Here is a 24,508-nt window from a genome sequence, read left to right as displayed (position 1 = left end):
GTGTTCTACGTGGGGCCACGCCGGACGCGTCCGGACGGCGTCCCGCAATAGGCATGGACTGATGAACCACGGCCTAACGCCCGACGGAGCGGTTCACCGCGGACAGCACGGCCTTCATCGAGGCCCGCACGATGTTCTCGTCGATGCCGACGCCCCACAGCACGTCGTCGCCGACCTGGCACTCGACGTAGGCCGCGGCCTTCGCGTCGCCCCCGGCGCTCATCGCGTGCTCGCTGTAGTCGAGCACCCGGACCGAGATGCCGTGACCGGCCAGCGCGTCACCGAACGCCGCGATCGGGCCGTTGCCGTGCCCCTGCAGCGTGAACGGCGCACCGTCGTCGACCAGTTCGACCTTCAGGTGGTCGGCGCCGTCTTCACCGCTGGTGTGCTGCATGCCCTTCAGCGTGAACCGGCCCCACTGCTTCGTGGGCGTGGGCAGGTACTCGTCGGAGAAGATCGTGAACAGCTGCGCCGGGGTGACCTCGCCGCCCTCGTCGTCGGTGTGCTTCTGCACCACCTGGCTGAACTCGATCTGCAGCCGGCGCGGCATGTCCAGCTGGTACTCGTTCTTCATCAGGTAGGCGACGCCGCCCTTGCCCGACTGGCTGTTGACGCGCACCACGGCCTCGTACGAGCGGCCCACGTCGTGCGGGTCGATCGGCAGGTACGGGACCTCCCACAGGATGTCTTCCACGGTCTTGCCCTGTGATGCGGCCGAGGCGGCCAGCGCCTCCATGCCCTTCTTGATCGCGTCCTGGTGGGAGCCGGAGAACGCGGTGTAGACCAGGTCGCCGCCGTAGGGGTGGCGCTCGGCCACCTTCAGCTGGTTGCAGTGCTCGACCGTGCGCCGGATCTCGTCGATGTCGGAGAAGTCGATCTGCGGGTCGATGCCCTGGCCGAACAGGTTCATGCCCAGCGTGACCAGGCAGACGTTGCCGGTGCGCTCGCCGTTGCCGAACAGGCAGCCCTCGATGCGGTCGGCGCCGGCCTGGTAGCCCAGCTCGGCGGCGGCCACCGCGGTACCGCGGTCGTTGTGGGGGTGCAGCGACAGGATGACGTTCTCGCGGAACGCCAGGTTGCGGTTCATCCACTCGATCGAGTCGGCGTACACGTTGGGCGTGGCCATCTCGACGGTCGCGGGCAGGTTGATGATGACCTTGCGCTCGGGCGTGGGCTCGAACACGGCCAGCACCTCGTTGCAGATGCGCTTCGCGAACTCCAGCTCGGTGCCGGTGTACGACTCGGGCGAGTACTCGAAGTACACGTCGGTGCCGACCATCGCGTCGCCCAGCTTCTTGCACAGCCGGGCGCCGTTCAGGGCGATGTCGACGATGCCGTCCTCGTCGGTGTTGAACACGACCTTGCGCTGCAGCGTGGACGTGGAGTTGTAGAGGTGCACGATCGCCTGCTTCGCGCCCACGATCGACTCGAAGGTGCGCTCGATCAGGGCGTCGCGAGCCTGCGTCAGCACCTGGATCGTGACGTCGTCGGGGATGTGCCCGCCCTCGATCAGCTCCCGCACGAAGTCGAAGTCGGTCTGGCTGGCCGCCGGGAAACCGACCTCGATCTCCTTGTAGCCCATCCGGACCAGCAGCTCGAACATCCGCATCTTGCGCTCGGAGTTCATCGGATCGATCAGAGCCTGGTTGCCGTCACGCAGGTCCACGGCGCACCAGCGGGGCGCGACCTCGATGCGCCGGTCCGGCCAGGTGCGGTTCTCCACGTTCACCGAGATCAGCTCGTTGAACGGGACGTACTTGTGAACCGGCATGCCGGAAGGCTTCTGGGTGTTCTTCATGGCTTCGTGCCTCTTCTTGGTCTGGTTCTGCTTCGCGTTCAAGGACGGTCGGCCGGCATGCAGAAGAACCACCGCGACGAGAGGACCGGCCTAGCAGGTCCCGCCGCGGCGACCAAGGAGAAGAAGCTCCGAACGCACGGTCGTCAGACTACATCCCCATCGCGGGGTCGCTCCAATCGGCCACCCTTCGACCGTGGCGCCGTTCGTGTTCACCTCAGCGCCTTCTCAGCACCACCTCCACACCATGCTCGGGTGGAGGGTTACTGGTTCTACAGCGCGTTGTTCTTTCTCGGTGACTTCGGGTCCCAGCTGGTGCTGGACCTGGTCGTGGCCGGGATCGCGCTGGTGTGCGCGTTTCTCGTGCGGCGGCGGCAGGCCTGGTTCGGGCTGACGCCGTGGGCCGTGTGCCTGACCGTCGGCTCGCTGGCCGTGATCGCGATCAGCACGCTCAGCCCCCGCACCGGCGACATCACCCCCGGCCGTCTGCAGCTGGAGCCCCTGGCCACCCTGCGGGTGTATCGGTACCACCCGGCCGACCTGCTCATGTTCGTGGGCGGCAACGTGCTGATGTTCGTGCCCCTGGGCCTGTTCCTGTACCTGGCGGTGCGGCGCTCGGTGCTGCTGTGCGCCGTCGCCACCACGCTGGTCTCGGTCGGCGTGGAGGTGCTGCAGCTGGGGATCTGGACCCGTTCCACCGACATCGACGACGTCATCACGAACGGGTTCGGCGGGTTGCTCGGGGTGCTGCTGGGCGCGGTCCTCGTGCGTTTCGGCACGAGGGACGCGTCGGGGCACCCCGAGCGGTCCGGTCACCCGAGGCTCAGGCCTGCGGATGCCGTGCGTCGTAGTTCCTGAACCGCGGTTGCAGGATCCCCAGCAGCACCACCAGCACGATGCAGGTGAGACCACCGGCGATCGCGGCGATGCTCTCGTCGGTGAGGTCGGCGGCCGAGCCGACCACCAGGTCGCCCAGGCGCGGGCCGCCCGCGACCACCACGATGAAGACGCCCTGGAGGCGTCCGCGCATGTGGTCGGGAGTGGCCGTCTGCAGGATCGTGCTGCGGAAGACCGCGCTGACCGAGTCGGCCATGCCCGAGAAGACGAGCATCACGAAGGCGGGCCACAGAAGCCAGTGCGCCGACGCGTCCTCACTCGTGCGACCCGCGAGCCCGACCACCACACCGAACAACACGATGCTCGCGCCCCAGGCCGTGATCGCGGTGAGCACCGCGAGGCCCTGACGCCGCACCCGGCTGACGGGCCCGGAGAACACCCCGGCCAGCAACGCGCCGACGGCGATGCCGGCGCCGAGAATGCCCGCCGTGGTGGCCCCGCCGCCGATCACCACGGCCCCCAGCGCCGGGAACAGCACCCGGGGCATCGCGAAGATCATCGCGATCAGGTCGACGATGAACGTCATGCGCACGTTCGGCCGGGTGCGCAGGTAGTTCAGGCCCTCCAGCACCGAGGCCAGCCCGGAGCGCCGGATCTCTCCCAGCGGCGGCATCGCCGGCAGCGCGACCAGGGTGGTCAGCGCGATGCCGAGCAGCAGCACCTCGGTGAGGTAGGTGCCGCCGAAACCGAACCAGGCCACCCAGAACCCGGCCAGCAGCGGGCCCATCGTCATGCCGACGCTGCCCGCGAGACCGGACAGGGCGTTCGCGGCCGGCAGCATCTCCGGAGGCAGCAACCGCGGCAGGATCGCCATCCGGGCCGGTGAGTTCACCGCGAAGAAGCCACTCTGCACGGCGACGAGAACGTACATCAGCCAGACGTTCTCCAGGCCGGCCAGGGCCTGCGCGGTGAAGGCGACGGCGATCCCGAACAGGCCGCCGGAACTGGTGATGATGACGCGACGCCGGTCGAACCGGTCGACGAGCGCGCCGCCGTACAGGCCGAACACGATCAGCGGGCCGAGGGAGAACAGGCCGACCAGCCCCACGCTGAACGTGGAGCCGGTCAGGTCGTAGACCTGCAGCCCCACGGCGACCGTGGTGAGCTGGGAGCCGATCGAGCTGAGCAGGGTGCCCAGCCACATCCGGCGGTAGGGCCGGCTCAGGCGCAGAGGGGTGATGTCGGCCAGGAGGCCGAGGCCCCGGGGACGTGCGGGCGGTGCTTGTGTCACTCAGAAACCCAGTCGTTGCATCTGTTTCGGATCGCGCTGCCAGTCCTTGGCCACCTTGACCCGGATGTCCAGATGGATCCGGGTGCCCAGCAGGGCCTCGATCTCCTTGCGGGCGTTGGTACCGACCTCGCGCAGGCGGCTGCCTCCCTTGCCGATGACGATCGCCTTCTGGCTGTCGCGCTCCACGTACAGCAGTACGAAGACATCGAGCAGCTGGCTGTTCTCGGGCCGGCCCTCGCGCTCGCTCACCTCGTCGACGACGACGGCGAGAGAGTGCGGCAGCTCGTCGCGCACCCCCTCGAGGGCGGCCTCGCGCACCAGCTCGGCGATCATCACGTTCTCGGGCTCGTCGGTGAGCTCGTCGTCAGGGTACATCCGCGGGCCCTCGGGCAGGTGCCCCATCAGCACGTCGACCAGCGCCTCGACCTGGAAGCCGTCGACGGCGGAGACCGGGATGATGTCGGCCGACTCCATCAGCTCCTGCACCTCGAGCAGGTGCTCGGCCAGACGCTCGGGCCTGACCTTGTCGGCCTTGGTCACGATCGCCACGATCGGCGTGCGCCGCAGCTCTTTCAGCTCGGCGGCGATGAACTTGTCACCCGGGCCGATCTTCTCGTCGGCGGGCAGGCAGAAACCGACCACCTCGACCTCGAGCAGGGTCTCGCGCACCAGGTTGTTGAGGCGCTCGCCGAGCAGCGTGCGCGGCTTGTGCAGACCCGGGGTGTCGACCAGCACGAGCTGGGCGTCGGGCCGGTGCACGATGCCGCGGATGGTGTGCCGGGTGGTCTGCGGACGGCTCGACGTGATCGCGATCTTCTCGCCGACCAGGGCGTTCGTCAGGGTGGACTTGCCGGCGTTGGGCCGCCCGACGAGGCAGGCGAAACCGGAACGATGCGTGGTGGTCACTGTTCTCCGATGGGTGCGGCCAGGGCTCGGGCCCCGGCCTTGGTGAGGTGGTCGGCGACCAGTGCGGCGCTGGCTTCGCTGAGGTTCTCCCGGACGATCACGGGAGCCTCCTCGACCAGTTGCTTGGCGGCCATCAGGCCGAGACCGGTGGTGCGGCGGATCTCGCGGATCACCAGGATCGGGCTGGGGCCGGCGACCTGGAGCACGACGCGGTGGTCGCCGGGCTCGGTGAACCGCGCGGCGGCGGTGACCGGGGCGGCCGGATCGACCGGGCGGAAGACCCGGTAGATGCGGTAACCCGACGACAGGGCCGGGAGCAGGAGCAGCAGCCACCAGCCGCCCTGGGTCGCCCAGAGCAGGAAGACGAGGATGAGCAGGACGTTGACGGCGACGATCAGGCCCTTGGCCCGGTTACTCAAGCCGGTGCTCACCGGACGTCACTTCCTTCTGCCGCGGACTGGGCCCCGGCGTGCTCGTAGTCGTGCTGGTCGGGCGACTCGTCGCGGCTGACCAGCACGGTGGCCAGGCTGTGGCGCCGGCCCTCGAAGGTGTCGGCGGTGAGCAGCAGCCCCTGCACCGACGTGGTGGAGCCGGCGATCGGCACCCGGCCCAGGCCCTTGGACAGCAGACCGCCGACGGTGTCGACCTCTTCGTCTTCTATCTCGGTGCCGAACAGGTCTCCGAGCTCGTCGAGGTGCATGCGGGCGCTGACCCGGCGGCGGCCGTCGGGCAGGCTCTCCACCTGGGCCTCGGCCTGGTCGTACTCGTCGGCGATCTCGCCGACGATCTCCTCCAGGATGTCTTCGATGGTGACCAGGCCGGCGGTGCCGCCGTACTCGTCGACCACGATCGCGGCGTGCCCGGCGTGCTGCATCTCGCGCAGCAGGGCGTCGGCCGGTTTGCTGTCGGGCACGAACACCGGCCTGCGCATGACCGATTCGACCCGCTGGACCAGACCGGCGCCGGGCTGCTCGTGCATGCGCCGCGCCACGTCTTTCAGGTAGAGGATGCCGACCGGGTCGTCGAGGCCGCCCCCGACCACCGGCACCCGGGAGAAACCCGAGCGCAGGAAGAGGGACATCGCGTCGTGGAGGTTGGCGTCGTGATCGACGCTCACCACGTCGGTGCGCGGCACCATCACCTCACGGGTCAGGGTGTCGCCGAGGTCGATGACCGAGTGGATCATCTTCTGCTCGCCCAGCTCGATCAGCTGGCTCTCCTGGGCGATGTCGACGAACTGCCGCAGCTCGGCCTCGGAGGCGAACGGGCCGTCGCGCAGGCCGCTCCCGGGGGTGACCGCGTTGCCGATCAGCACCAGCAGGCGGGTGAGCGGGGCCAGCACCGTGGTCAGCGCCAGCAGCGGGCCGGCCGCGACCAGCGCCACGTCGTCGGCGTACTGCCGGCCCAGGGTGCGCGGGCCGACGCCGACCATGACGAACGACGCCGCGGCCATGATCAGGCCGGCCACCAGGCCGGAGGTCCAGTGCAGGCCGATCGTGCGCACGGTGGCGAAGGTCACGGCGACGACCGCCCCGACCTCGGCGCTGACCCGGACCAGGGTGGCGACGCTCAGCACCGGCGCGGGCTCGTCGGCCACCCGCACCACGGCCGCGGCGCCGCGGCGCCCCTGGTGGTTCAGGTCGGCGGCGTGCGAGCGGCCGATGCGCGACAGCGCCGACTCCGACGCCGCGGCGAGGCCGGCGACGACGGTGAGGACGAGCGCCAGGACGATCAGGCCGGCCATCGGTTACCTCAGACCTTGCCCCGGGTGGAGAGGAACGTCAGCAGCAGCTTGCGCTGCAGGCCGAACATCTCCTTCTCCTCCTCGGGCTCGGCGTGGTCGTAGCCGAGCAGGTGCAGGATGCCGTGGGTGGTGAGGAGCAGCAGCTCCTCCTCGAACGAGTGCCCGGCGGCCCGCGCCTGCTTCTGCGCGACCTGCGGGCACAGCACGATGTCGCCCAGCAGGCCGGGCTCCGGGTCCTCGTCGTCCTTGCCCGGGCGCAGCTCGTCCATCGGGAAGGACAGCACGTCGGTCGGGCCCGGCTCGTCCATCCACTGGATGTGCAGCTGCTCCATCGAGGCTTCGTCGACCATGACGATCGACAGCTCGGCCTGCTCGTGCACGCGCATGGCACTGATCACGCTGCGCGCCAGAGCCGCGACCTCCGCCTCGTCGACGGAGACGCCGCTCTCGTTGTTGACCTCGATGCTCACCCGGTCATTCTCGCGCATGCCCGGGCGTGGTCCGGACCCAGCTCACCGGCCCGTGCGGTGGCTGCGCCGTTCCACTCGGTTCTGCGGGGCCATCCGGTCCTGCGGCTGACGGGCCGGCGGCCGGTTCGCCGCCTGCTCGATCTGCTGCTCGGTGTCCCACCGGCCGTAGGCCTCGACGATCTCCCCGACCAGCCGGTGCCGCACCACGTCGGTGCTGGTGAGCCGGGCGAAGTGGATGTCGTCGACGCCGTCGAGGATGTCCTGCACGACCTTCAGGCCCGACTGTGTGCCGCCCGGCAGGTCCACCTGGGTGACGTCGCCCGTGACCACGATCTTCGACTGGAAGCCGAGCCGGGTCAGGAACATCTTCATCTGCTCGGGCGAGGTGTTCTGCGCCTCGTCGAGCACGATGAACGCGTCGTTCAGCGTGCGGCCGCGCATGTAGGCCAGCGGCGCGACCTCGATCGTGCCCGCCGCCATCAACCGCGGGATCAGGTCGGGGTCGAGCATGTCGTGCAGCGCGTCGTACAGCGGGCGCAGGTACGGGTCGATCTTCTCGGTCAGCGTGCCGGGCAGGAAGCCCAGGCGCTCGCCGGCCTCGACCGCGGGCCGGGTCAGGATGATCCGGTTGACCTGCTTGGCCTGCAACGCCTGCACGGCCTTGGCCATCGCCAGGTAGGTCTTGCCGGTACCGGCCGGGCCGATGCCGAAGACCACGGTGTGCTCGTCGATGGCGTCGACGTAGCGCTTCTGGTTCAGCGTCTTGGGCCGGATCGTGCGGCCCCGGTTGCTGAGGATGTTGAGGGTGAGCACGTCGGCCGGACGCTCGGCGGTCTGCTGGCGCAGCATCCCGATCGACCGGTCGACCGCGTCGGGGGTGAGGACCTGTCCGCCCGCCACCACCGCGAGGAGCTCGTCGATCAGGCGCTCGACGAGGGCGACCTCACCGAACGGGCCGGTGACGGTGATCTCGTTGCCCCGCACGTGGACGTCGGCCCGGCTGAAGGCGCGCTCGACGGCGCGCAGAACCTCGTCCCGGGCTCCCAGCAGGGCCACCATGTTGACCTCCGCCGGCACGACGATCCGGTGCACGGCCTCCGCGCCGTTCCGCGGGGCGTTCTTCGGTTCCGTCATGAGCTGGCGTTGCGCCCGCCTCTCCGGGTTCGGCGTGCTGCCTCTGAGCCGGGCAGCCCTTACGCCAACGATCGTAGCCGCCGACACCATTCCGCGGCTCCCCCATTTCCGGGTATCTACCCGGGAATGCCGATCTTCGACCCGGCCAGCACGTGGGCATGCACGTGGAAGACGCTCTGCCCGGCCTCGGCCCCGGTGTTGAACATCAGCCGGAACTGGCCGTTCGCCTCAGCCTTGGCCAGTTCCCCGGCCACCGTGACGACCTCGGCCAGCAACGGCTCGTCCTTGGCCACCAGCTGCACCACGTCGGTGTGATGGTCGACCGGCACCACCAGGATGTGCACGGACGCCACCGGGTTGATGTCCCGGAAGGCGACCACCCGGTCGCCCCGATACACCATGTCCGACGGGATGTCTCCGGCGATGATCTTGCAGAACAGGCAGTCCGGGTCAGCGCTCACCCGTCTCACGCTATCGCTTCCGCGCCCCCGGGGGCCGGCTCAGGCCCAGCGTCCCGATGCCGCGGCCAGGATGCCCAGGGCCAGGGGGCCGGCCGACGACGTCCGCAGCACCTCGGGTCCGAGCCGCACCGGCAGAGCACCAGCCGCGGTCAGGGTGGCCAGCTCGGACTCGCCGATGCCGCCCTCCGGCCCGACGACCAGCAGCACCTCACCGGCGGCGGGCAGGTCCAGCCCGACCAGCGGACGTCCGGCGTCTTCGTGCAGCACCAGCGCCAGGTCGGCGCCGGCCAGGCGAGACGCCAGCGCCGCCGTCGAACGCAGCGGCTCCACGACCGGAACCCGCGGCCGGCGCGACTGTTTCGCAGCCTCGCGGGCGATCGTGGCCCAGCGCCGGGAGTTCTTCTCGACCTTCGGCCCCTCCCAGCGGGACACGCTGCGCGCGGCCTGCCAGGGCAGCACCAGGTCGACGCCGGCCTCGGTCGCCGTCTCCAGCGCCATCTCGTCCCGCCCGCCCTTGGCCAGCGCCTGCACCAGGCCGAACCGCAGCACCGGCTCGGGCGTCAGCTCGAGCTCGTCGACGAGCAGGTCGAGGTGGGCCTTGCCCGCGGCCGTGACCGTGCAGCGCGCCACCAGGCCCGAACCGTCGGCGAGCTCGATCTCCTCGCCGGCCCGGATGCGCCGGACCCCGGCGGCGTGCCGTCCCTCGTCCCCGTCCAGGACGAGGGTGGTGGACGGCGCGGCGCCGGTCAGGGCTCCGGGCTCGGTGAAGAACCGGGGCAACGTCATGATGCAGAACTACCCGACGGACACCGGAAGGCAAGGACCGACGCGTCCGCAAGCACTGAACTCAACGCCCCGCGAACCGGTCGCGCAGCTTCGAGAACACGCTGGTGTGAACCGGCGTCATACGACCGGCGGGCCGGTCCTCGCCGCGGAGCTTGGCGAACGCGCGCAGCAGCTCTTCCTGCTCCTCGTCGAGCTTGGTGGGCGTGATCACGGCCAGGTGCACCACCAGGTCGCCCCGGCCACCGCCCCGCAGATGGGTGATGCCGAGCCCGCGCATCGTGGTGGCCTCACCGGACTGCGAGCCCGAACGCACCTCGAAGTTCTCCACCCCGTCGAGCGTCTCCAGCTCGATCGTGGTGCCGAGGGCCGCGGCCGTCATCGGTACCTCGACAGTGCAGTGGATGTCGTCGGCGCGGCGTGTGAACACCGCGTGCTGACGCTCGACGATCTCGACGTAGAGGTCACCCGCGGGGCCACCGCCCGGGCCGATCTCGGCCTGGCCGGAGAGCTGGATGCGGGTGCCGGTCTCGACACCGGCGGGCACCTTGATGGTGAGGCTGCGACGCGAGCGCACCCGGCCCTCGCCCGAGCACTCCAGGCACGGGCTGGGGATCACGGTGCCGAAGCCCTGGCAGTTCACGCAGGCCTGGGTGGTCATGACCTGGCCGAGGAACGACCGGGCCACCCGCTGGGTCTGGCCGCGGCCCTTGCAGACGTCGCAGATCTCGGGCTGGGTGCCGGGCTGGCAGCAGCTGCCGCTGCAGACCGGGCAGACCACGGCGGTGTCGAGCTGCAGCTCGCGCTGACCGCCGAACGCCGCCTCGGCGAGGTCGATCTCGATCCGGATCAGGGCGTCCTGACCGCGGCGCTGACGGGGCACCGGGCCCCGTGCGCCCCCGGCGGCGCCGCCACCGAAGAAGGTCTCGAAGATGTCGGTGAAGCCGAACCCGGCCCCGAAACCGCCGTTGCCGTTGGGGTCACCCCCGGTGTCGTAGGCCTGACGCTTCTCCGTGCTGGAGAGAACCTCGTAGGCGCGGCCGACCTCCTTGAAACGCTCGGCCGCCTCCTCACTGGGGTTGACGTCCGGGTGCAGCTGACGTGCCAGCTTCCGGTACGCCTTCTTGATCTCCTCGGGGCTGGCCGTCCGGGAAACCCCGAGCACCTCGTAGTAATCGCTCACGGCGGTTGTGTTCTCTCCAGATCGGTGCAGTGAAAGAGTGCAAGGCGGTGCGGAATGCTACGGGACCCCCGGGTCTCAGGGCTCCGGGCCCCTGGCGATGCTCACGATGCCAGGATCCGGGACACGTACCGGGCGACGGCGCGTACGGCGGCCATCGTGTTCGGGTAGTCCATGCGGGTCGGGCCGAGAACGCCCAGGCGGGCGACGACCTCTCCCTGCGAGGCGTAACCGCTCGAGACGACCGATGCTTCCTGCAGGCCGATGTGAGCGGTCTCGCGGCCGATCAGCACGCCCACTCCCCCGGCGCCGTCGGCCATCTCGGTGAGCAGTTTGAGCAGCACCACGTGCTCCTCGATGGCCTCCAGCACCGGGCCGATGTTCTGCACGAAGTCCGGCCCGGAACGAGCCAGGTTGGCCGTGCCGGCCAGCACGATGCGTTCTTCGCGCTCGATGTTGAGCGAGTCCTCGAGGGCGTCGAGCACCGACCGCACCAGCGCGCGGTCGTTGTGGTCGAACTGCTCGGGCAGGCCGGCCACCAGGGCACTCACGTCGGTGAGCCGGCGCCCGGCGACGGCCTGGTTGAGCCGCCCCCGCAGCCCGGCCAACGTGTCCTCGGCGAACTCGGCCGTCATCGGCACGATGCGCTGCTCGACCCGGCCGGTGTTGGTGATGAGGATGACCAGCAGCCGCGTGGTGTCGAGCGCGACCAGCTCGACGTGCCGCACGGTGGAACGACTCAGCGACGGGTACTGCACCACCGCGACCTGACGGGTCAGCTGGGCGAGCAGGCGCACCGTGCGGTTGACCACGTCGTCCAGATCGACGGCACCGTCGAGCAGCGTCTGGATGGCCCGCTTCTCGGCCGTGGACAGCGGTTTCACACCGCTCAGCCGGTCGACGAACATGCGGTAGCCCTTGTCGGTGGGCACCCGGCCGGCGCTGGTGTGGGGCTGCGCGATGTAGCCCTCGTCTTCCAGGGCGGCCATGTCGTTGCGGATGGTGGCCGGGGAGACACCGAGTGAGTGCCGCTCGACCAGCGCTCTCGACCCGACCGGCTCCCGTGTCTCGACGTAGTCCTCGACAATGGCGCGCAGCACGGCGAGCTTGCGTTCCTCGCTCATGCCACCCACCTTTCTCCAACTCAGTCGCTGACCGTGACGGCCGGTGCGGAAACCCTGGCACTCACGCTGCCGGAGTGCCAGTTTACGTCCCCGGAGCGACCCGCGTGTGTCCCCGGCGGGTCGGCTAGGTCTCCTGGCGCCCCCTGGTTACCGTCCCGCCATGGTTCCCAGTCTGCCCAGGATGCCCGGTTCCGCGCGCGGCCCACAGGCCACAGGTGCACGAACAGGTGCATCAAAGGAGGGACGCGTGGGTGACCGGTACGCGGGGGACGTCCTGGCGAACGCCCGGGTCAAGCCGAAACTACGGGAAGAACCGGCCGTGGCCGGCCTGGTGGTCGAGGACGTGGAGACCGGCTGGGTCGGGGCCGTGGTGCGCACCGAGAAGAGCGGCGGAATGCACGTCGTGGTGCTCGAGGACCGTCGCGGTCGCACCCGGTCGTTCCCGCTCGGCCCGGGATTCTGGGTCGACGGGGTTCCCGTGGCGCTGGTCCCGCCGTCGGCCGCGGTTTCGAAGCCACCATCAGGGACGCTTCGGTCGGCTTCCGGGTCGGTGGCGGTTCGCGACCACCGGGCCCGGGTGGCCCGTGCCTCGCGCATCCTGGTCGAGGGCAAGCACGACGCCGAGCTGGTGGAGAAGATCTGGGGCCACGACCTGCGGGTCGAGGGGGTCGTGGTGGTGCCGCTGCACGGCGTCGACGACCTGGCGGACGCGGTCGCGGACTTCGGGCCCGGTCCGGGGCGGCGGCTCGGGATCCTGGTCGACCACCTGGTGGCGGGCAGCAAGGAGTGGCACGAGGCGGCCGCCGCGGCGAAGGTCTCCGGGGCCCGGGAGCACGTGCTGGTCGTGGGGCATCCGTACGTGGACGTCTGGCAGGCCGTGCGGCCGCGGGTGATCGGGGTGGACGCCTGGCCGGTGGTCCCGCGCGGTCTGCCGTGGAAGGAGGGGGTGCTGAAGGCGCTGGGCTGGCCCTACGCCGAACAGGCGGACGTGGCCGAGGGCTGGCAGCGCATCCTGGCCTCCGTGAACAGCTACGCCGACCTGGAACCGGCCCTGCTGGGGCGGGTCGAGGAACTCATCGACTTCGTCACCGGTGACGGCGAGGATCGCTGAGTGCTGCTCGCACGTTCTACGGTGTGAGCAGGAAAGGGGCATGCCATGAGCCAGCCACCGCACGACCGGCATGACCAGGGAGACCGGGACGAGGAGTCCCGGGACGCGTCTGCCCACGACGAGCACGGGCCGTCGGGCGCACCCGCCGAGGCGACCCAGTACTCGCCGATCATCCCCGGTCAGCCCCTCGACACCGGCCCCCAGCCCCAGGGACAGCCCGCCCAGTTCAGCGGCCTCAACCTCGGCGTCCAGGGGCCGGCATCGCAGTCGGCGCCGGATCCTCAAGCAGCGCAGCGCCAATCAGCACCGCAGCGATCAGCACCGCAGCAACCAGCGCCCGGGCAATCACCGACGGGCCGGCGCCAGGAGGGCGACGTGAGTCAGGGCCAGACCGGTCAGCACGAGACCGGGCCGGATCACCCCGCCGAGGGCCAGAACGCCTCCGCGTCGACGAACGGCCCGTCATGGCGTCAGGGCCAGACCTACAGCCCGGCCACCCCCGGCCAGCCGGGCACACCCACGGAAGCCGGGCAGACTCCTGGCACCGCGACGGGGCATCCGTACCCGTCCAGCGACCAGCCCGGCCAGGGCCCCAGCCAGTACGGCCAGCCCTCGTACGACGCGGGACAGTACGGCCAGCCCCCTTACCCCGCGCCTGGTTACGGCCAGCCCTCGTACGGCCAGCCCTCGCACGGCCAGCCCTCGTACGGCCCCGGCCAGAACGCTCCACAGAACTGGGCCCCTCGGCCGGGCAACGTCCCCAATCCGCCGTACGGCAACCAGTCCCCCGTCCAGCCGAACCACCCCGGAGCGCCCGCACCGTACGGCCAGCACCCCCAGCCGGGCCAGTACGGCCAGCCGAGCCAGTACGGCCGGCCCCCGACCGAGGCGGGCCAGTTCCCGACCGAGGGGGGCCAGTTCCCGACCGAGGCGGGCCAGTTCCCGACCGAGGCGGGCCAGTTCCCGACCGAGGCGGGCCAGTTCCCGAACCAGTCCGGGCCGTACTCGCCCCCGTCCGGCCAGTTCCCCGCCCCGTCCGGCCAGTTCCCCACCCAGCCGGGCCAGTTCCCCACCCAGCCCGGCCAGTTCCCCACCCCGTCCGGCCAGTTCCCCACCCAGCCCGGGCAATATCCCGCCCAGCCCGGGCAGTATCCCCAGCCGGGGCAGCAGCCGACCACGTCCGGTCAGTTCCCCAGCCACTCGGGGCAGTACGGCCAGCAGCCGGGACAGTTCCCGAACCAACCCGGCCAGCCGTCAGCCCAGACCGGTCAGTTCCCCGGCCAGGCAGGTCCCCACAACCAGCCGGGGCACTACGGCCAGTCAGATCAGTACGGCCAGCCCAGTTCACACAACGCGCCTGGTTCGTACGGCCCGCCCGGTTCTCACGGCCCGCCCGGTTCTCACGGCCAACCCGGCTCCCACGACCAGCCCGGTTCTCACGACCAGACCAGTTCTTACGGCGCACCCGGTTCCCAAGGCCAGCCCGGCTCCTACGGCGCACCCGGTTCCCATGGCCAGCCTGGTTCCTACGGCGCACCCGGTCCCCAAGGCCAGCCCGGTTCCTACGGCGCACCCGGTTCGTATGGTCCGCCCGGTTCCTACGGCCAGCCGGGACGGCCCGGCCCGCACGGCTATTCGAACAACCCCACCCAGCCCGGCCATCCCGGCGGACCCCTCAGTCAGGTCGAGGCCAATCGCTGGGCCACCGCCGCCCACGCCGGCGCGGTCTTCATGTTCGCCCCGATCGTGCCGCTGATCATCTCCGGCCTGATCTACCTGCTCTACAAGGACCGCAGCCGCTACATCCGCGAACAGGCTTTGGAAGCCATCAACTTCCAGCTCTGTGCCCTCGGCGCATTCGTGGTCGCGACCGTGCTCAGCTGGGTGTTCCTGCCCAACGGCATCGTCGCGCTGGTCTGGCTCCTGGCGGCGGTCTTCGGGCTCATCGGCGCGGCCTCCGCGTACCGCGGCGATCCGTTCCGCTACCCCTTGTCCCACCGGTTCCTGAAGTAGGGCGAAAATGGTGGACGACGTGGAGCTCCGCGTCGTCCATCATTTCGACGCACCTACGGGAGAAGGGCCCTGACCACGGCATCGGCCAGCAGACGCCCCCGGCGGGTGAGCACGACCGTGCCCTGACCGGCCGGTTCGGGCTGCACCAGCCCCTCTTCGAGCACCCCGGCCAGCAGCACCGACGGATCACCGTGCAGACCGGCATCTTTCAGCGGGAGCCCTTCGCGCAGACGTGAGCGCAGCAGCACTTCCTCGAGCTGACGGGCCTCGGGGTCGAGTACCTCGCGACCCTGCGCCGGGCTCTCCCCCGCGTCGATCCGCGCCGCATAACTGCTGGGGTGACGCACGTTCCACCACCGCACCCCACCGACGTGGGAGTGGGCGCCCGGACCGACGCCCCACCAGTCGTCCCCACGCCAGTAGGCCAGGTTGTGCTGACAGGCGTCCTGCGGGGTGCGCGCCCAGTTGCTCACCTCGTACCAGGTCAGCCCGGCGGCGGAGATGAGATCGTCGGCCAGCTCGTACTTGTCGGCCTCGTCGTCGTCATCGGGCGCCTTGACCTCACCGCGCCGCACCCGGGCCGCAAGCTTCGTGCCGTCTTCGACCACCAGCGCGTAGGCCGACAGATGATCGGGCTCGCAGGCCAGCGCGGCCTCCAGGCTGGCCCGCCAGTCGTCGAGCGATTCGCCGGGCGTGCCGTAGATCAGGTCGAGACTCACCGACAGGCCCACGTCGCGAGCCCACTTCACCACGTCCGGAACCCGTTTCGGGTCGTGCGTGCGGTCGAGCACGGCCAGCACGTGCCGCACCTGCGACTGCATACCGAACGAGACCCGGGTCACGCCGCCCGAGGCCAGCGCCGCGAGCGACTCCGGCGTCACCGAGTCGGGGTTCGCCTCGACCGTGACCTCGGCGCCGTCGACCAGGCCGAAGTTGTCGCGCACCCCGGCGACCAGCAACGCGAGGTCACCGGCCGGCAGCAGCGTGGGCGTGCCACCACCGACGAACACCGTGGACACCGGCCGCGCGGCCACACCCGCCCGCTCGAGCACGGACGACGCGAAAGACAGCTCCCGCACGGCCGTTCCGGCGTACGCCGCCTGACTCGCGCCCCCGCCCAGCTCTTTCGCCGTGTACGTGTTGAAATCGCAGTACCCGCAGCGCACCGCACAGAACGGAACGTGCAGATACACACCGAACGCCCGCTCCGCCGAACCGATCGCGGCGGACGCCGGGAGAGAACCGTCGAGCGGCGCGGGTTCGCCGTCGGGAGGGGGACCAGCCATGATGAATCAGCCTCGTCTGACGGCTTTTTCGGCCACGTGACGGATGTCCGGGTCGAGTTCGAGACCGAGCGCCGTGAAGGCGTCGATCAGCTGACGCATGTCCACCGGATCGGGACCGCGCAGGAAGTGCCCGACCGTGATGCCGTGCCCCGGGCGGAACACCACGCGGACCTCGTCACCGGCCGAGACCGGGCCTGTCTGGAGCACTCTCATGTACGCACCGGGCCGGTTGACCTGGGTGTACCGGCGCACCCAACCCTTCTCCCGCATCCGCTCGGCGAACGTGCGGCAGGGTGTACGCGGCATCGTGACCTCGAGAAGCACCTCGGGCCCGATCGCCCAGCGCTCGCCGATCTCCGCGCCGGTGACGTCGATGCCGGCCGTGCGCAGGTTCTCGCCGAACAACCCGGGCTCGATCTCCCGCTCGAGCTCGGCCGCCCACCAGGCCGCGTCCTCGTCGGCGTACGCGTACACCGCTTTGCCGCGTCCACCATGGTGTTTGCGGTCGATCTGGTCGTCCCCGGCCAGACCCAGCGGACCGATCTCCACCGGGCCGGGCACGGGACGTTTGTCGATAGCGGTCTTGTGCGCCACGACGCCCCAAGGCGCGGGCAGCAACCCGTGCACGACGGAGACCGAGCTGATCCGCCCGGTCTCCGCGACGTCCACCATGTCATGCACCCTGGAAGTCGAACCCTTACTTCTTGCGCTCGCCCGTGGGCGCGTCGCTGGAGAGCGCCGCGATGAAGGCCTCCTGGGGCACCTCGACCCGGCCGACCATCTTCATGCGCTTCTTGCCTTCCTTCTGCCGTTCGAGCAGCTTGCGCTTACGGCTGATGTCACCGCCGTAGCACTTGGCGAGAACGTCTTTCCGGATGGCACTGATGTTCTCGCGGGCGATGATGCGAGCGCCGATGGCCGCCTGGATCGGGACCTCGAACTGCTGACGCGGGATCAGCTTGCGCAGCTTGCCCGTCATCATCACGCCGTAGGAGTAGGCCTTGTCGGCGTGGACGATGGTGCTGAACGCGTCGACCGGCTCGCCCTGCAGCAGGATGTCGACCTTGACCAGGTTGGCCACCTGGTCGCCGTCGGGGTCGTAGTCGAGCGACGCGTAACCGCGGGTGCGGGACTTCAGCTGGTCGAAGAAGTCGAACACGATCTCGGCCAGCGGCAGCGTGTACCGCATCTCGACGCGGTCTTCGGAGAGGTAGTCCATGCCCCGCAGCGATCCGCGCCGTTCCTGGCACAGCTCCATGATCGCGCCGATGAACTCGGCGGGCGCCAGCATGGTCGCCTTGACGATGGGCTCGCGGACCTCGTTGATCTTGCCGCCCGGGAACTCGGACGGGTTGGTCACCGTGATCTGCGTGTTGTCGTCCATCGTGACCTCGTAGACCACGTTCGGCGCGGTCGAGATGAGGTCGAGGTTGAACTCGCGCTCGAGGCGCTCGCGCACGATCTCGAGGTGCAGCAGGCCGAGGAAGCCGCAGCGGAATCCGAAGCCCAGGGCCACGGACGACTCCGGCTCGTAGACCAGCGCGGCGTCGCTCAGCTTGAGCTTGTCGAGGGCCTCACGCAGGGGGCCGTAGTCGGAGCCGTCGATCGGGTAGAGGCCGGAGAAGACCATCGGCAGCGGCTCGCGGTAACCCTCGAGCGCCTCGGTGGCCGGCTTGGCGTAGTTGGTGACAGTGTCGCCGACCTTGGACTGGCGAACATCCTTCACACCGGTGATCAGGTAGCCCACCTCGCCCACGCCGAGGCCCTTGGTCGGCACCGGCTCGGGTGAGCTGACGCCGATCTCGAGGAGCTCGTGCTGGGTCTTGGTGGACATCAGGGTGATGCGCTCACGCGGGTGCAGCATGCCGTCGATGACCCGGACGTAGGTGACGACGCCGCGGTAGGTGTCGTACACCGAGTCGAAGATCATCGCGCGGGCCGGCGCGTTCGGGTCGCCGACCGGGGCCGGGACCTGCTTCACGATCTGGGCCAGCAACGCGTCGACGCCCATGCCGGTCTTGCCGGAGACCTTGAGGCAGTCCTCGGGCTCGCAGCCGATCAGCTTCGCCAGTTCCTCGGCGTACTTCTCGGGCTGCGCGGCGGGCAGGTCGATCTTGTTCAGCACCGGGATGATCGTGAGCTCGTTCTCCATGGCCAGGTACAGGTTGGCCAGGGTCTGGGCCTCGATGCCCTGAGCGGCGTCGACGAGGAGCACGGCGCCTTCGCAGGCGGCCAGGGACCGGGAGACCTCGTAGGTGAAGTCGACGTGGCCCGGGGTGTCGATCATGTTCAGGGCGTAGGTGACGCCCTCTTCCTCCCAGGGCATCCGCACCGCCTGGGACTTGATCGTGATGCCGCGCTCACGCTCGATGTCCATGCGGTCGAGGTACTGGGCGCGCATCTGCCGCTGATCGACGACACCGGTCAGCTGCAGCATCCGGTCGGCCAGCGTCGACTTACCGTGGTCGATGTGGGCGATGATGCTGAAGTTCCGGATCAGTTCCGGAGCGGTGGCGGACGGCTCGGGCGCCGTGTGGGCCATCGGAGACACTGCTGCGCTACCTCGATCGTCTGGCTCGTCGGACTGCTCGGACTCTCCATCGTCCCATGTCCTTCGTCCTTTCCTCGCATCGTCCCCCGTTCGCCCTCCGGTTCCCCGCCAGTTCCCCGCCGGTTCTCGGCTGGTTCTCGGCTGGTCGGGCTGAGCTTCGGACGCTGGTAACCTAGGAGGTCTGTGCGTGAGCGCCTCAGGTGCCCTAGCACTGCCGGTGTGCCTACAGACCGCTGACCAGACTTAGACGATCCGAGAGAAGAAGATCCACGTGGCTAACATCAAGTCCCAGATCAAGCGCAACCTCACCAACGAGAAGCGCCGTCTGCGCAACAAGGCCGTGAACAGCCAGCTGCGCACGGTCGTCCGCAAGACTCGTGAGGCTGTCACCGCCGGTGACGTCGCCGCTGCGACCGCCGCCCTGGCCACTGCTTCGAAGCAGCTGGACAAGGCCGCCAGCAAGGGCGTCATCCACAAGAACCAGGCTGCCAACCGCAAGTCGGCCCTGGCCCAGGCCGTGGCCAAGCTGAGCGCCTGATCTTCGCCTAACGCGATCCGGCACTTCCCTTCGTGGGGGTGCCGGATTTCGTTGTTTGGCGCGGCTTTCACCCATGATGGACGCGTCGACGCACCACCCTCCCCAGCCCACCTTCTCCGGTGGGCCTTCTCGTTCTCCGGTGGGCCTTGTCATGCTCCGGCGGGCCTTGTCACGCTCCGGCGGGCCTTGTCATGCTCCGGCGGGCCCTCTGGTGACCTACCGACGGCTCTGGGCCACCGTCAGCACGAGGCGCTCGACGGCGTAGACCGGATCCCGGCCGCCACCCTTCACCGCGGCGTCGGCCTCGGCGAGGGCCATGACCGCGCGGGCCAGTCCGTCTTCGTTCCAGCCGTTGAGTTCGCGGCGGGCGCGGTCGATCTGCCAGGGCGCCATACCCAGTGACTTGGCCATGGAGGCCGACGCGCCCCGCCCGGCCGCCGAGACCTTGGCCAGGGCACGGACTTTCATCGCGACGGCGGCGACCAGCGGGACCGGGTCCGCCCCCGTGGCCAGCGCGTGACGCAGCAGCACCAGAGCCTCTTCGGCGTGGCCGGCGACCGCGGCGTCCGCGACCTTGAAGCCGGTGACCTCGACCCGGCCGCCGAAGTAGCGCTCGACCGAGTCGACGTCGATGCGGGCGGCCTCGTCGTCGTTCATCAGCTGGGAGCAGGCGGCGGCCAGCTCGCGCAGATCGTTGCCGACGGCGTCGACCAGGGCCCGGACCGCGGCCGGGGTGATGCGCCGGTCGCCGCGACGGAACTCGTTGGTCGCGAACTCGACCTTCTCGTCGTCGCGGGTGATCGGCTGGCACGACACCTCGGGCGCGTTGGTCGCGCGGGCCGCCTCCAGCAACGGACGAGCCCTCACCACCCCCGAGTGCCGGATGATCACGCAGGCTTCCAGCGAGGGGTCTTTCAGGTAGGTCGTGACGTCGGTGACGAGTGCCTCGTTGGCCTGCTCGACGTTCTCCAGCACGACCACCTTGCCCCCGCCGAAGAGCGACGGGCTGGTGGCCACGGACAGCTTGCCGGACAGGTACCCCGCCGCCTCCATCCGCTCGACCTCGGTCTCCGGATCGGCGGCGCGGGCGGCAGCCAGCACATTGGCGACCGCGCGGTCGGCCAGCACCCCTTCGGCCCCGACCACCAGCAGGATCGGTGCCGGCTTCACCTCGTCGGGCGTGACGATCGGGTTCTTCGCCTTGGACGCCGACTTTCCCGCCGCCGCCTTCGTGCCGCCCCGTGCTCGCGAACCCGCTCCTGCTCCAGCCACGCCAACACCTTATGGCCTCGCCCGGCCGGGTCCGGGGCGGTTCGTGACCCAGGGCGGGTCCGCTCGGGCAGTGCCGTCGATTCACTTCGACGTCACCACCCTCAGGTCGCGCGGACCGCCGACCACGGCGATCTGCCCCTGTGTGTCGGTGCGGAAGGCCCGGGCCCCGACCCGCTGCAGCATCGAGAGTGCCGCCGGGGCGGGATGCCCGTAGTCGTTGTCCGCCCCGACGCCGATCAGGGCCACCCGTGGATGCAGGAAGCGGTACAGCCGCTCCTCCTGCTTCGCCGATCCGTGGTGCGAGAGAACGACCACGTCGACGTCCTGGGACGACACCGCACTGGCCGGATCTGCTGTGCTCGTCGTTTCCGTGGTCAGTGTTCGGAGCAGCGCCCGCTGTGCGTCCGGCTCCACGTCGCCCAGGGCTGCGACCCGCACACCTCTCACCTCGGCCAGCATCACCACGCTGACGTTGTTGATCTCCTCCCCCTCAGGATCACGGCCCGCCGCCAGCCCGGCCCGCACCGCGGACGCCGACGGCGGAACCAGTCGCCACCGCACCTGCCAGTCGCCCGTTCCCGCGGTGCCGCTGATGCCGCCGGTGACCGGGAGTGTGCGAGAACCGGGCGCCAGGGCCGCCACCTCCCGGGCCTGCGTGCCGGGCAGCGCGACCGGGCTCACGTAGACCGGTGGGGCGCCGCGCCCGTCGAGGGCCCCGGCGAGTCCATCGGCGTGATCGGCGTGAAAGTGGGTGACGAGCACCAGATCCAGATGGTGGACGCCCGCCCGCCTCAGGCAGCGGTCGGCCAGTTGCGGGTCGGGGCCCGCGTCGACGAGGACCGCCCGGTCGGGGCCGCTTCGGATGGCGGTCGCGGACCCCTGGCCCACCTCGCACTGGACCACGAGCCAGTCCGAGGGCGGCCCCCCGCCCGGCAGGACCGGCACCCAGCGCGGCAGCACCAGGCAGGCCCCGACCAGCACGGGTGTGGCCAGGGCCGTGCGCCAGGCACCCCGCACGAGCAACCCCGCGCAGACCAGGCTCAGGGCGGCGAACAGCGCGGACCCGGCCGGACCGTCCGGCCAGGGCAGTGCCCCGGCCGGCACGTCGGCCGCCCGGTGCGCGACGATCGCGATCCACTGGGTGGCCAGACCACCGGCCCAGGCCACCAGCGTGGCGCCGTCGGGCCAGACCAGCGAGAGCGCGGCCGCCACGACCCCCGCGATCGTGGCCGGGGCGACCGCGGCGTCGGCCAGCAGGTTCGCCGGGATCGACACCAGGCTCACCACCGGATCCAGCAGGATCGTCACCGGCGCCGTGACCACCAGCGCGGCCACCGGTACCGCGAGCGCCAGCACCGGCCCCTGCGGCCAGCGCCGCAGGCGGTACAGCCAGATCGGTACCAGGAGCAGGAGCCCGGCCGTGGCCAGCACCGACAGCGCGAACCCGAAACTCCGGGCCAGCCAGGGATCCACGCCGAGCAGGATCACCACCGTCGCCGCCAGCACCGGCGCTCCGGCCGACCGCCGGGCCACCAGAACCCCGGACACGGCCAGAACACCCATCACCGACGCCCGCAGCACGCTCGGCTCCGGCCGGGCCAGCACCACGAAACCCGCTATGACGAGGACGGTTCCGGCCGCCTGCGTTCTTCGGCCGCCCCGCAGCGCCCCGATCACGACGAACGTCACCGCCGCCAGGATCGCCACGTTGCTGCCCGAGACCGCGGTCAGATGGGTGAGACCACCGGCCTGCAGGTCGGCCGCGAGGTCTGGATCGAGGTTCGACGTGTCACCCACCACGAGCGCGGGGAGCAGACCCCGGGCGTCGGAGGGCAGACCGGCGCACGCCTCGCGCAGCCCTTCACGCAGGTGCTCCGCGAACCGCCAGGGCCAGGTGCCGGGATGGGTGATCTCCGGACCCGAGCGCACGAACGCCACCGCGACCTCCGGCTTGCCCGGGTCGGTGGGCTTCAGCTTCGCCGGCGCCCGGACCCGTTGCCCCGCAACCAGATCCCCCCACGTCCCGCTGCCGAACACCACGAGCTGGGCCGAACTGCGCAGAGTTCGCCGGGCCCCGCTTGCCTTCCCGCCGACCTCGATCCGGCTCAGCTTCAGCCGCACCAGAACGAGGGGCTCGCCGCCGAACGAGGTCGCGGTGAGCTTCTTCGGGTCGCCGGAGACCCGCCCCTCGAAGGTGACCGTGCTCTGCCGGGCCGCGGCCGCGGTCAGTGGATCTTGCTGACGGTGCATCATGCGGACGCCGGTGATCGCGGTGACCGGCGCGGTCAACGCGAGGGCGAGCAACAGGCCCGCGCCCCAGGTGACGGGGGTCGTGCGGGCGCGGTAGCGCCCGGGAGAGCGTCGGCGGCCCGGGCGGGACTCTCGCCGTCTCCGGGCGGAGGTCAGCGCCACCCGGCGCCCCCGGCGGCGCCCGGCGCGCAGATCGGTGGTCGCCACCGCCCTCGCCGCCAGACGGTCGAGATCGGCCCACAACGCCCCGGGGCGTCGCGGGAGCCGGTCGTCGAGACCCGGAGAAGGAAGAGGGTGAGGACGCCGTTCTCCGGGCACCCGGCCCCGCCGGGAACGGGAGAGGCGGCTGCCGGGAAGCGCGCGATCGGCGGGTCCTCTCCGCCGCGTCTGCTGCCGGAGGTGTGCGAGCGCGAGCAGAAGCGCCAGAAGCAGCAGGATGCTGAGCAATCCGCCCAGCGTCAGCACCACTTCGGCCGGCAGCACCAGGGCGCCCCAGGTCAGGAGCCAGGCTGCGGCCGCGCCGGGGAGCAGGCGCAGATCGGGTCGGGGACGCGACGCCGGACGCTGCGGACGGGCCGGGCGACGGGTCTCACCGGGAGCGGTGCGACGGGCTCCACCCCGGGAGAACCAGGTGCGCGCGGCCTCGTTCAGCGCCGCCCGGCGGGTCACCGGGGCCTCCGCACGGTCGTCGGCCCGACCGTCACCGCGGACACGGCCGGCGCGGCCAGCAGAGTCAGCACGGTCAACCGGGCCGGCGCAGCCCACCGGGCCGGCGCAGCCCGTCGGGTCAGGTCGCGGCGCATGTCAGACCCGGACCATCGGGCGCAGCTTCTCCATGGTGGCGTCGCCGATGCCGGAGACCTCGTTCAGATCGTCGACGGTGGTGAAACGACCGTTGGCCTGGCGCCAATCGAGGATGCGCCCGGCCAGCACCGGCCCGACGCCGGGGAGCGCGTCGAGTTCGCCGACCGTGGCCGTGTTCAGGTCGATCGGCGCTCCCGCACCGGCAGGACCACCGGTGCCACCGCTGCCGGCCGCTCCGCCGGGCCCGGCACCGGCCCCGGGCCCGGCACCGGCAGCGGTGGCTTCGTCGGGGAGCTTCTGACCGGGCTTGGGCACCAGGATCCGTTCACCGTCGACCACTTTGCGGGCCAGGTTGAGACGGCCCAGGTCGGCCCGGCCACCCGCTCCCCCGGCCGCCTCGATCGCGTCCTGCACCCGCGCGTCCGTACCCAGCGACACCACACCGGGCTTCTTGACCTGGCCGACCACGTGCACCCGCACCGACCCCACCGTGCCCACCACGGCAGGTGACGGGGACAGGTCGGGGTGAGCCGCCGCGTCCGTCATCGGCGCGACCGAGACGGAGACCGACGGAGCCGGAGGAACCGACTCACCGACCTCGGCCGACCTGTTGCGCAGCAACAGGAAACCGGCGCCGACCGCGATCACGAAGGCGAGCAGTGCCGCGGCCAGCGCGGCCCGGACCGGCACCTCCCAGCGGGCACCGCCAGGCACCCGGGAACGCACCAGCCCCTCCCTCAGATCACGCAGGGCCTGCTCGTCGTCGGCAGCACTGTGCGAGCCGGAGCGCCAGTCGGACGGCCAGGCGCCGTGCCCCTCGAAATCGTCCGGCCCGTACCCGCCGGACTCCGGGGAATCCTCGAGAAGCCGCCTCGGCCGCGGAGGTTCGTCGGATCGCATGAACCGAACCTAGGCGTCCACCATCCCCCACCCCGGCCCGCACCGGCCTCTGTGGAAA

21 protein-coding genes are annotated in these 24,508 nt (G+C 70.7%); 4 read left to right on the top strand and 17 right to left on the bottom strand.

What is annotated here, in order from left to right; genetic code table 11:
- Window positions 1–73: 73 nt before the first annotated feature.
- Entirely contained in the window at window positions 74–1,798 is a 1,725-nt protein-coding gene (gene leuA / locus J2S57_RS18720) for a 2-isopropylmalate synthase (RefSeq protein WP_307244709.1), read from the bottom strand.
- Between the two features lie 252 nt (window positions 1,799–2,050).
- Here leuA and J2S57_RS18715 point away from each other — a divergent pair, with 252 nt between their 5' ends.
- Entirely contained in the window at window positions 2,051–2,653 is a 603-nt protein-coding gene (locus tag J2S57_RS18715; RefSeq protein ID WP_307244707.1) for a VanZ family protein, read from the top strand.
- Here J2S57_RS18715 and J2S57_RS18710 read toward each other — a convergent pair.
- The 10 genes from J2S57_RS18710 to hrcA form a co-directional block, all read right to left on the bottom strand.
- Entirely contained in the window at window positions 2,619–3,836 is a 1,218-nt protein-coding gene (locus J2S57_RS18710; protein ID WP_370882675.1) for an MFS transporter, read from the bottom strand. The two genes, J2S57_RS18715 and J2S57_RS18710, sit on opposite strands and share 35 nt — an antisense overlap.
- 87 nt (window positions 3,837–3,923) lie before the next feature.
- The gene (gene era / locus J2S57_RS18705) at window positions 3,924–4,829 is read right to left on the bottom strand and encodes a GTPase Era (RefSeq protein ID WP_307244703.1); all 906 of its coding nucleotides are present in this window, start codon (window positions 4,827–4,829) and stop codon (window positions 3,924–3,926) included.
- Complete coding sequence (locus J2S57_RS18700; protein ID WP_307244700.1) at window positions 4,826–5,260, bottom strand: ribosomal protein L7/L12; 435 nt, start codon at window positions 5,258–5,260, stop codon at window positions 4,826–4,828. The genes era and J2S57_RS18700 overlap by 4 nt, the downstream gene beginning before the upstream one ends.
- Window positions 5,257–6,573, bottom strand: a complete 1,317-nt coding sequence (locus J2S57_RS18695; RefSeq protein WP_307244698.1) for a hemolysin family protein — start codon at window positions 6,571–6,573, stop codon at window positions 5,257–5,259. Before J2S57_RS18695 ends, J2S57_RS18700 begins: the two co-directional genes overlap by 4 nt.
- Window positions 6,574–6,581: 8 nt before the next feature.
- A complete protein-coding gene (gene ybeY, locus J2S57_RS18690; RefSeq protein ID WP_307244695.1) occupies window positions 6,582–7,043 on the bottom strand; it encodes an rRNA maturation RNase YbeY in 462 nt (153 codons plus the stop codon).
- A 42-nt stretch (window positions 7,044–7,085) separates the two neighbouring features.
- Window positions 7,086–8,177, bottom strand: a complete 1,092-nt coding sequence (locus J2S57_RS18685; protein ID WP_307244693.1) for a PhoH family protein — start codon at window positions 8,175–8,177, stop codon at window positions 7,086–7,088.
- 116 nt (window positions 8,178–8,293) lie between these two features.
- The gene (locus tag J2S57_RS18680) at window positions 8,294–8,578 is read right to left on the bottom strand and encodes an HIT domain-containing protein (RefSeq protein ID WP_370882674.1); all 285 of its coding nucleotides are present in this window, start codon (window positions 8,576–8,578) and stop codon (window positions 8,294–8,296) included.
- 99 nt (window positions 8,579–8,677) lie between these two features.
- Entirely contained in the window at window positions 8,678–9,424 is a 747-nt protein-coding gene (locus J2S57_RS18675) for a 16S rRNA (uracil(1498)-N(3))-methyltransferase (RefSeq protein ID WP_307244689.1), read from the bottom strand.
- A 61-nt stretch (window positions 9,425–9,485) separates the two neighbouring features.
- Window positions 9,486–10,604, bottom strand: coding sequence for a molecular chaperone DnaJ (dnaJ, locus tag J2S57_RS18670; RefSeq protein ID WP_307244687.1), 1,119 nt, complete (start codon window positions 10,602–10,604; stop codon window positions 9,486–9,488).
- A gap of 101 nt (window positions 10,605–10,705) precedes the next feature.
- Complete coding sequence (gene hrcA, locus J2S57_RS18665) at window positions 10,706–11,725, bottom strand: heat-inducible transcriptional repressor HrcA (RefSeq protein ID WP_307244684.1); 1,020 nt, start codon at window positions 11,723–11,725, stop codon at window positions 10,706–10,708.
- Between the two features lie 247 nt (window positions 11,726–11,972).
- Between hrcA and J2S57_RS18660 the strand changes: the two genes are divergently transcribed.
- Window positions 11,973–12,836 carry a DUF3097 domain-containing protein gene (locus J2S57_RS18660; protein ID WP_307244681.1) on the top strand — a complete coding sequence of 288 codons (864 nt, stop codon included), beginning with the start codon at window positions 11,973–11,975 and terminating at the stop codon, window positions 12,834–12,836.
- 45 nt (window positions 12,837–12,881) lie between these two features.
- On the top strand, window positions 12,882–14,849 hold the full coding sequence (locus J2S57_RS18655) for a magnetosome magnetite crystal formation protein family (RefSeq protein ID WP_307244679.1): 1,968 nt from the start codon (window positions 12,882–12,884) through the stop codon (window positions 14,847–14,849).
- A gap of 53 nt (window positions 14,850–14,902) precedes the next feature.
- Here the strand turns inward: J2S57_RS18655 and hemW are convergent, their stop codons facing one another.
- From hemW to lepA, 3 genes are read right to left on the bottom strand one after another with little or no spacing between them, the layout of a single operon-like run.
- Complete coding sequence (gene hemW, locus J2S57_RS18650) at window positions 14,903–16,135, bottom strand: radical SAM family heme chaperone HemW (RefSeq protein ID WP_307244677.1); 1,233 nt, start codon at window positions 16,133–16,135, stop codon at window positions 14,903–14,905.
- Window positions 16,136–16,141: 6 nt separating this feature from the next.
- Window positions 16,142–16,807, bottom strand: a complete 666-nt coding sequence (locus J2S57_RS18645) for an MOSC domain-containing protein (protein WP_307244675.1) — start codon at window positions 16,805–16,807, stop codon at window positions 16,142–16,144.
- 25 nt (window positions 16,808–16,832) lie between these two features.
- Window positions 16,833–18,677, bottom strand: coding sequence for a translation elongation factor 4 (gene lepA / locus J2S57_RS18640; RefSeq protein WP_307244672.1), 1,845 nt, complete (start codon window positions 18,675–18,677; stop codon window positions 16,833–16,835).
- A gap of 280 nt (window positions 18,678–18,957) precedes the next feature.
- On the opposite strand from lepA, the gene rpsT reads away from it, so the two are divergent.
- On the top strand, window positions 18,958–19,224 hold the full coding sequence (gene rpsT, locus J2S57_RS18635) for a 30S ribosomal protein S20 (RefSeq protein WP_307244670.1): 267 nt from the start codon (window positions 18,958–18,960) through the stop codon (window positions 19,222–19,224).
- A 216-nt stretch (window positions 19,225–19,440) separates the two neighbouring features.
- Here the strand turns inward: rpsT and holA are convergent, their stop codons facing one another.
- From holA to J2S57_RS18620, 3 genes are all read right to left on the bottom strand, one after another.
- Window positions 19,441–20,496 (bottom strand): DNA polymerase III subunit delta, encoded by a 1,056-nt coding sequence (gene holA / locus J2S57_RS18630; RefSeq protein ID WP_307244667.1) that lies wholly within the window; start codon window positions 20,494–20,496, stop codon window positions 19,441–19,443.
- An 81-nt stretch (window positions 20,497–20,577) separates the two neighbouring features.
- Window positions 20,578–23,415: a ComEC/Rec2 family competence protein gene (locus J2S57_RS18625; RefSeq protein ID WP_307244665.1), complete on the bottom strand. Its 2,838-nt coding sequence runs from the start codon at window positions 23,413–23,415 to the stop codon at window positions 20,578–20,580.
- 135 nt (window positions 23,416–23,550) lie between these two features.
- On the bottom strand, window positions 23,551–24,450 hold the full coding sequence (locus J2S57_RS18620; protein ID WP_307244663.1) for a ComEA family DNA-binding protein: 900 nt from the start codon (window positions 24,448–24,450) through the stop codon (window positions 23,551–23,553).
- Between the last annotated feature and the right edge of the window lie 58 nt (window positions 24,451–24,508).

The organism is Kineosporia succinea, from assembly GCF_030811555.1.
In the GTDB taxonomy this organism is placed as follows: Bacteria; Actinomycetota; Actinomycetes; order Actinomycetales; family Kineosporiaceae; genus Kineosporia; species Kineosporia succinea.
This window is presented reverse-complemented; position numbering and strand designations above follow the sequence as displayed.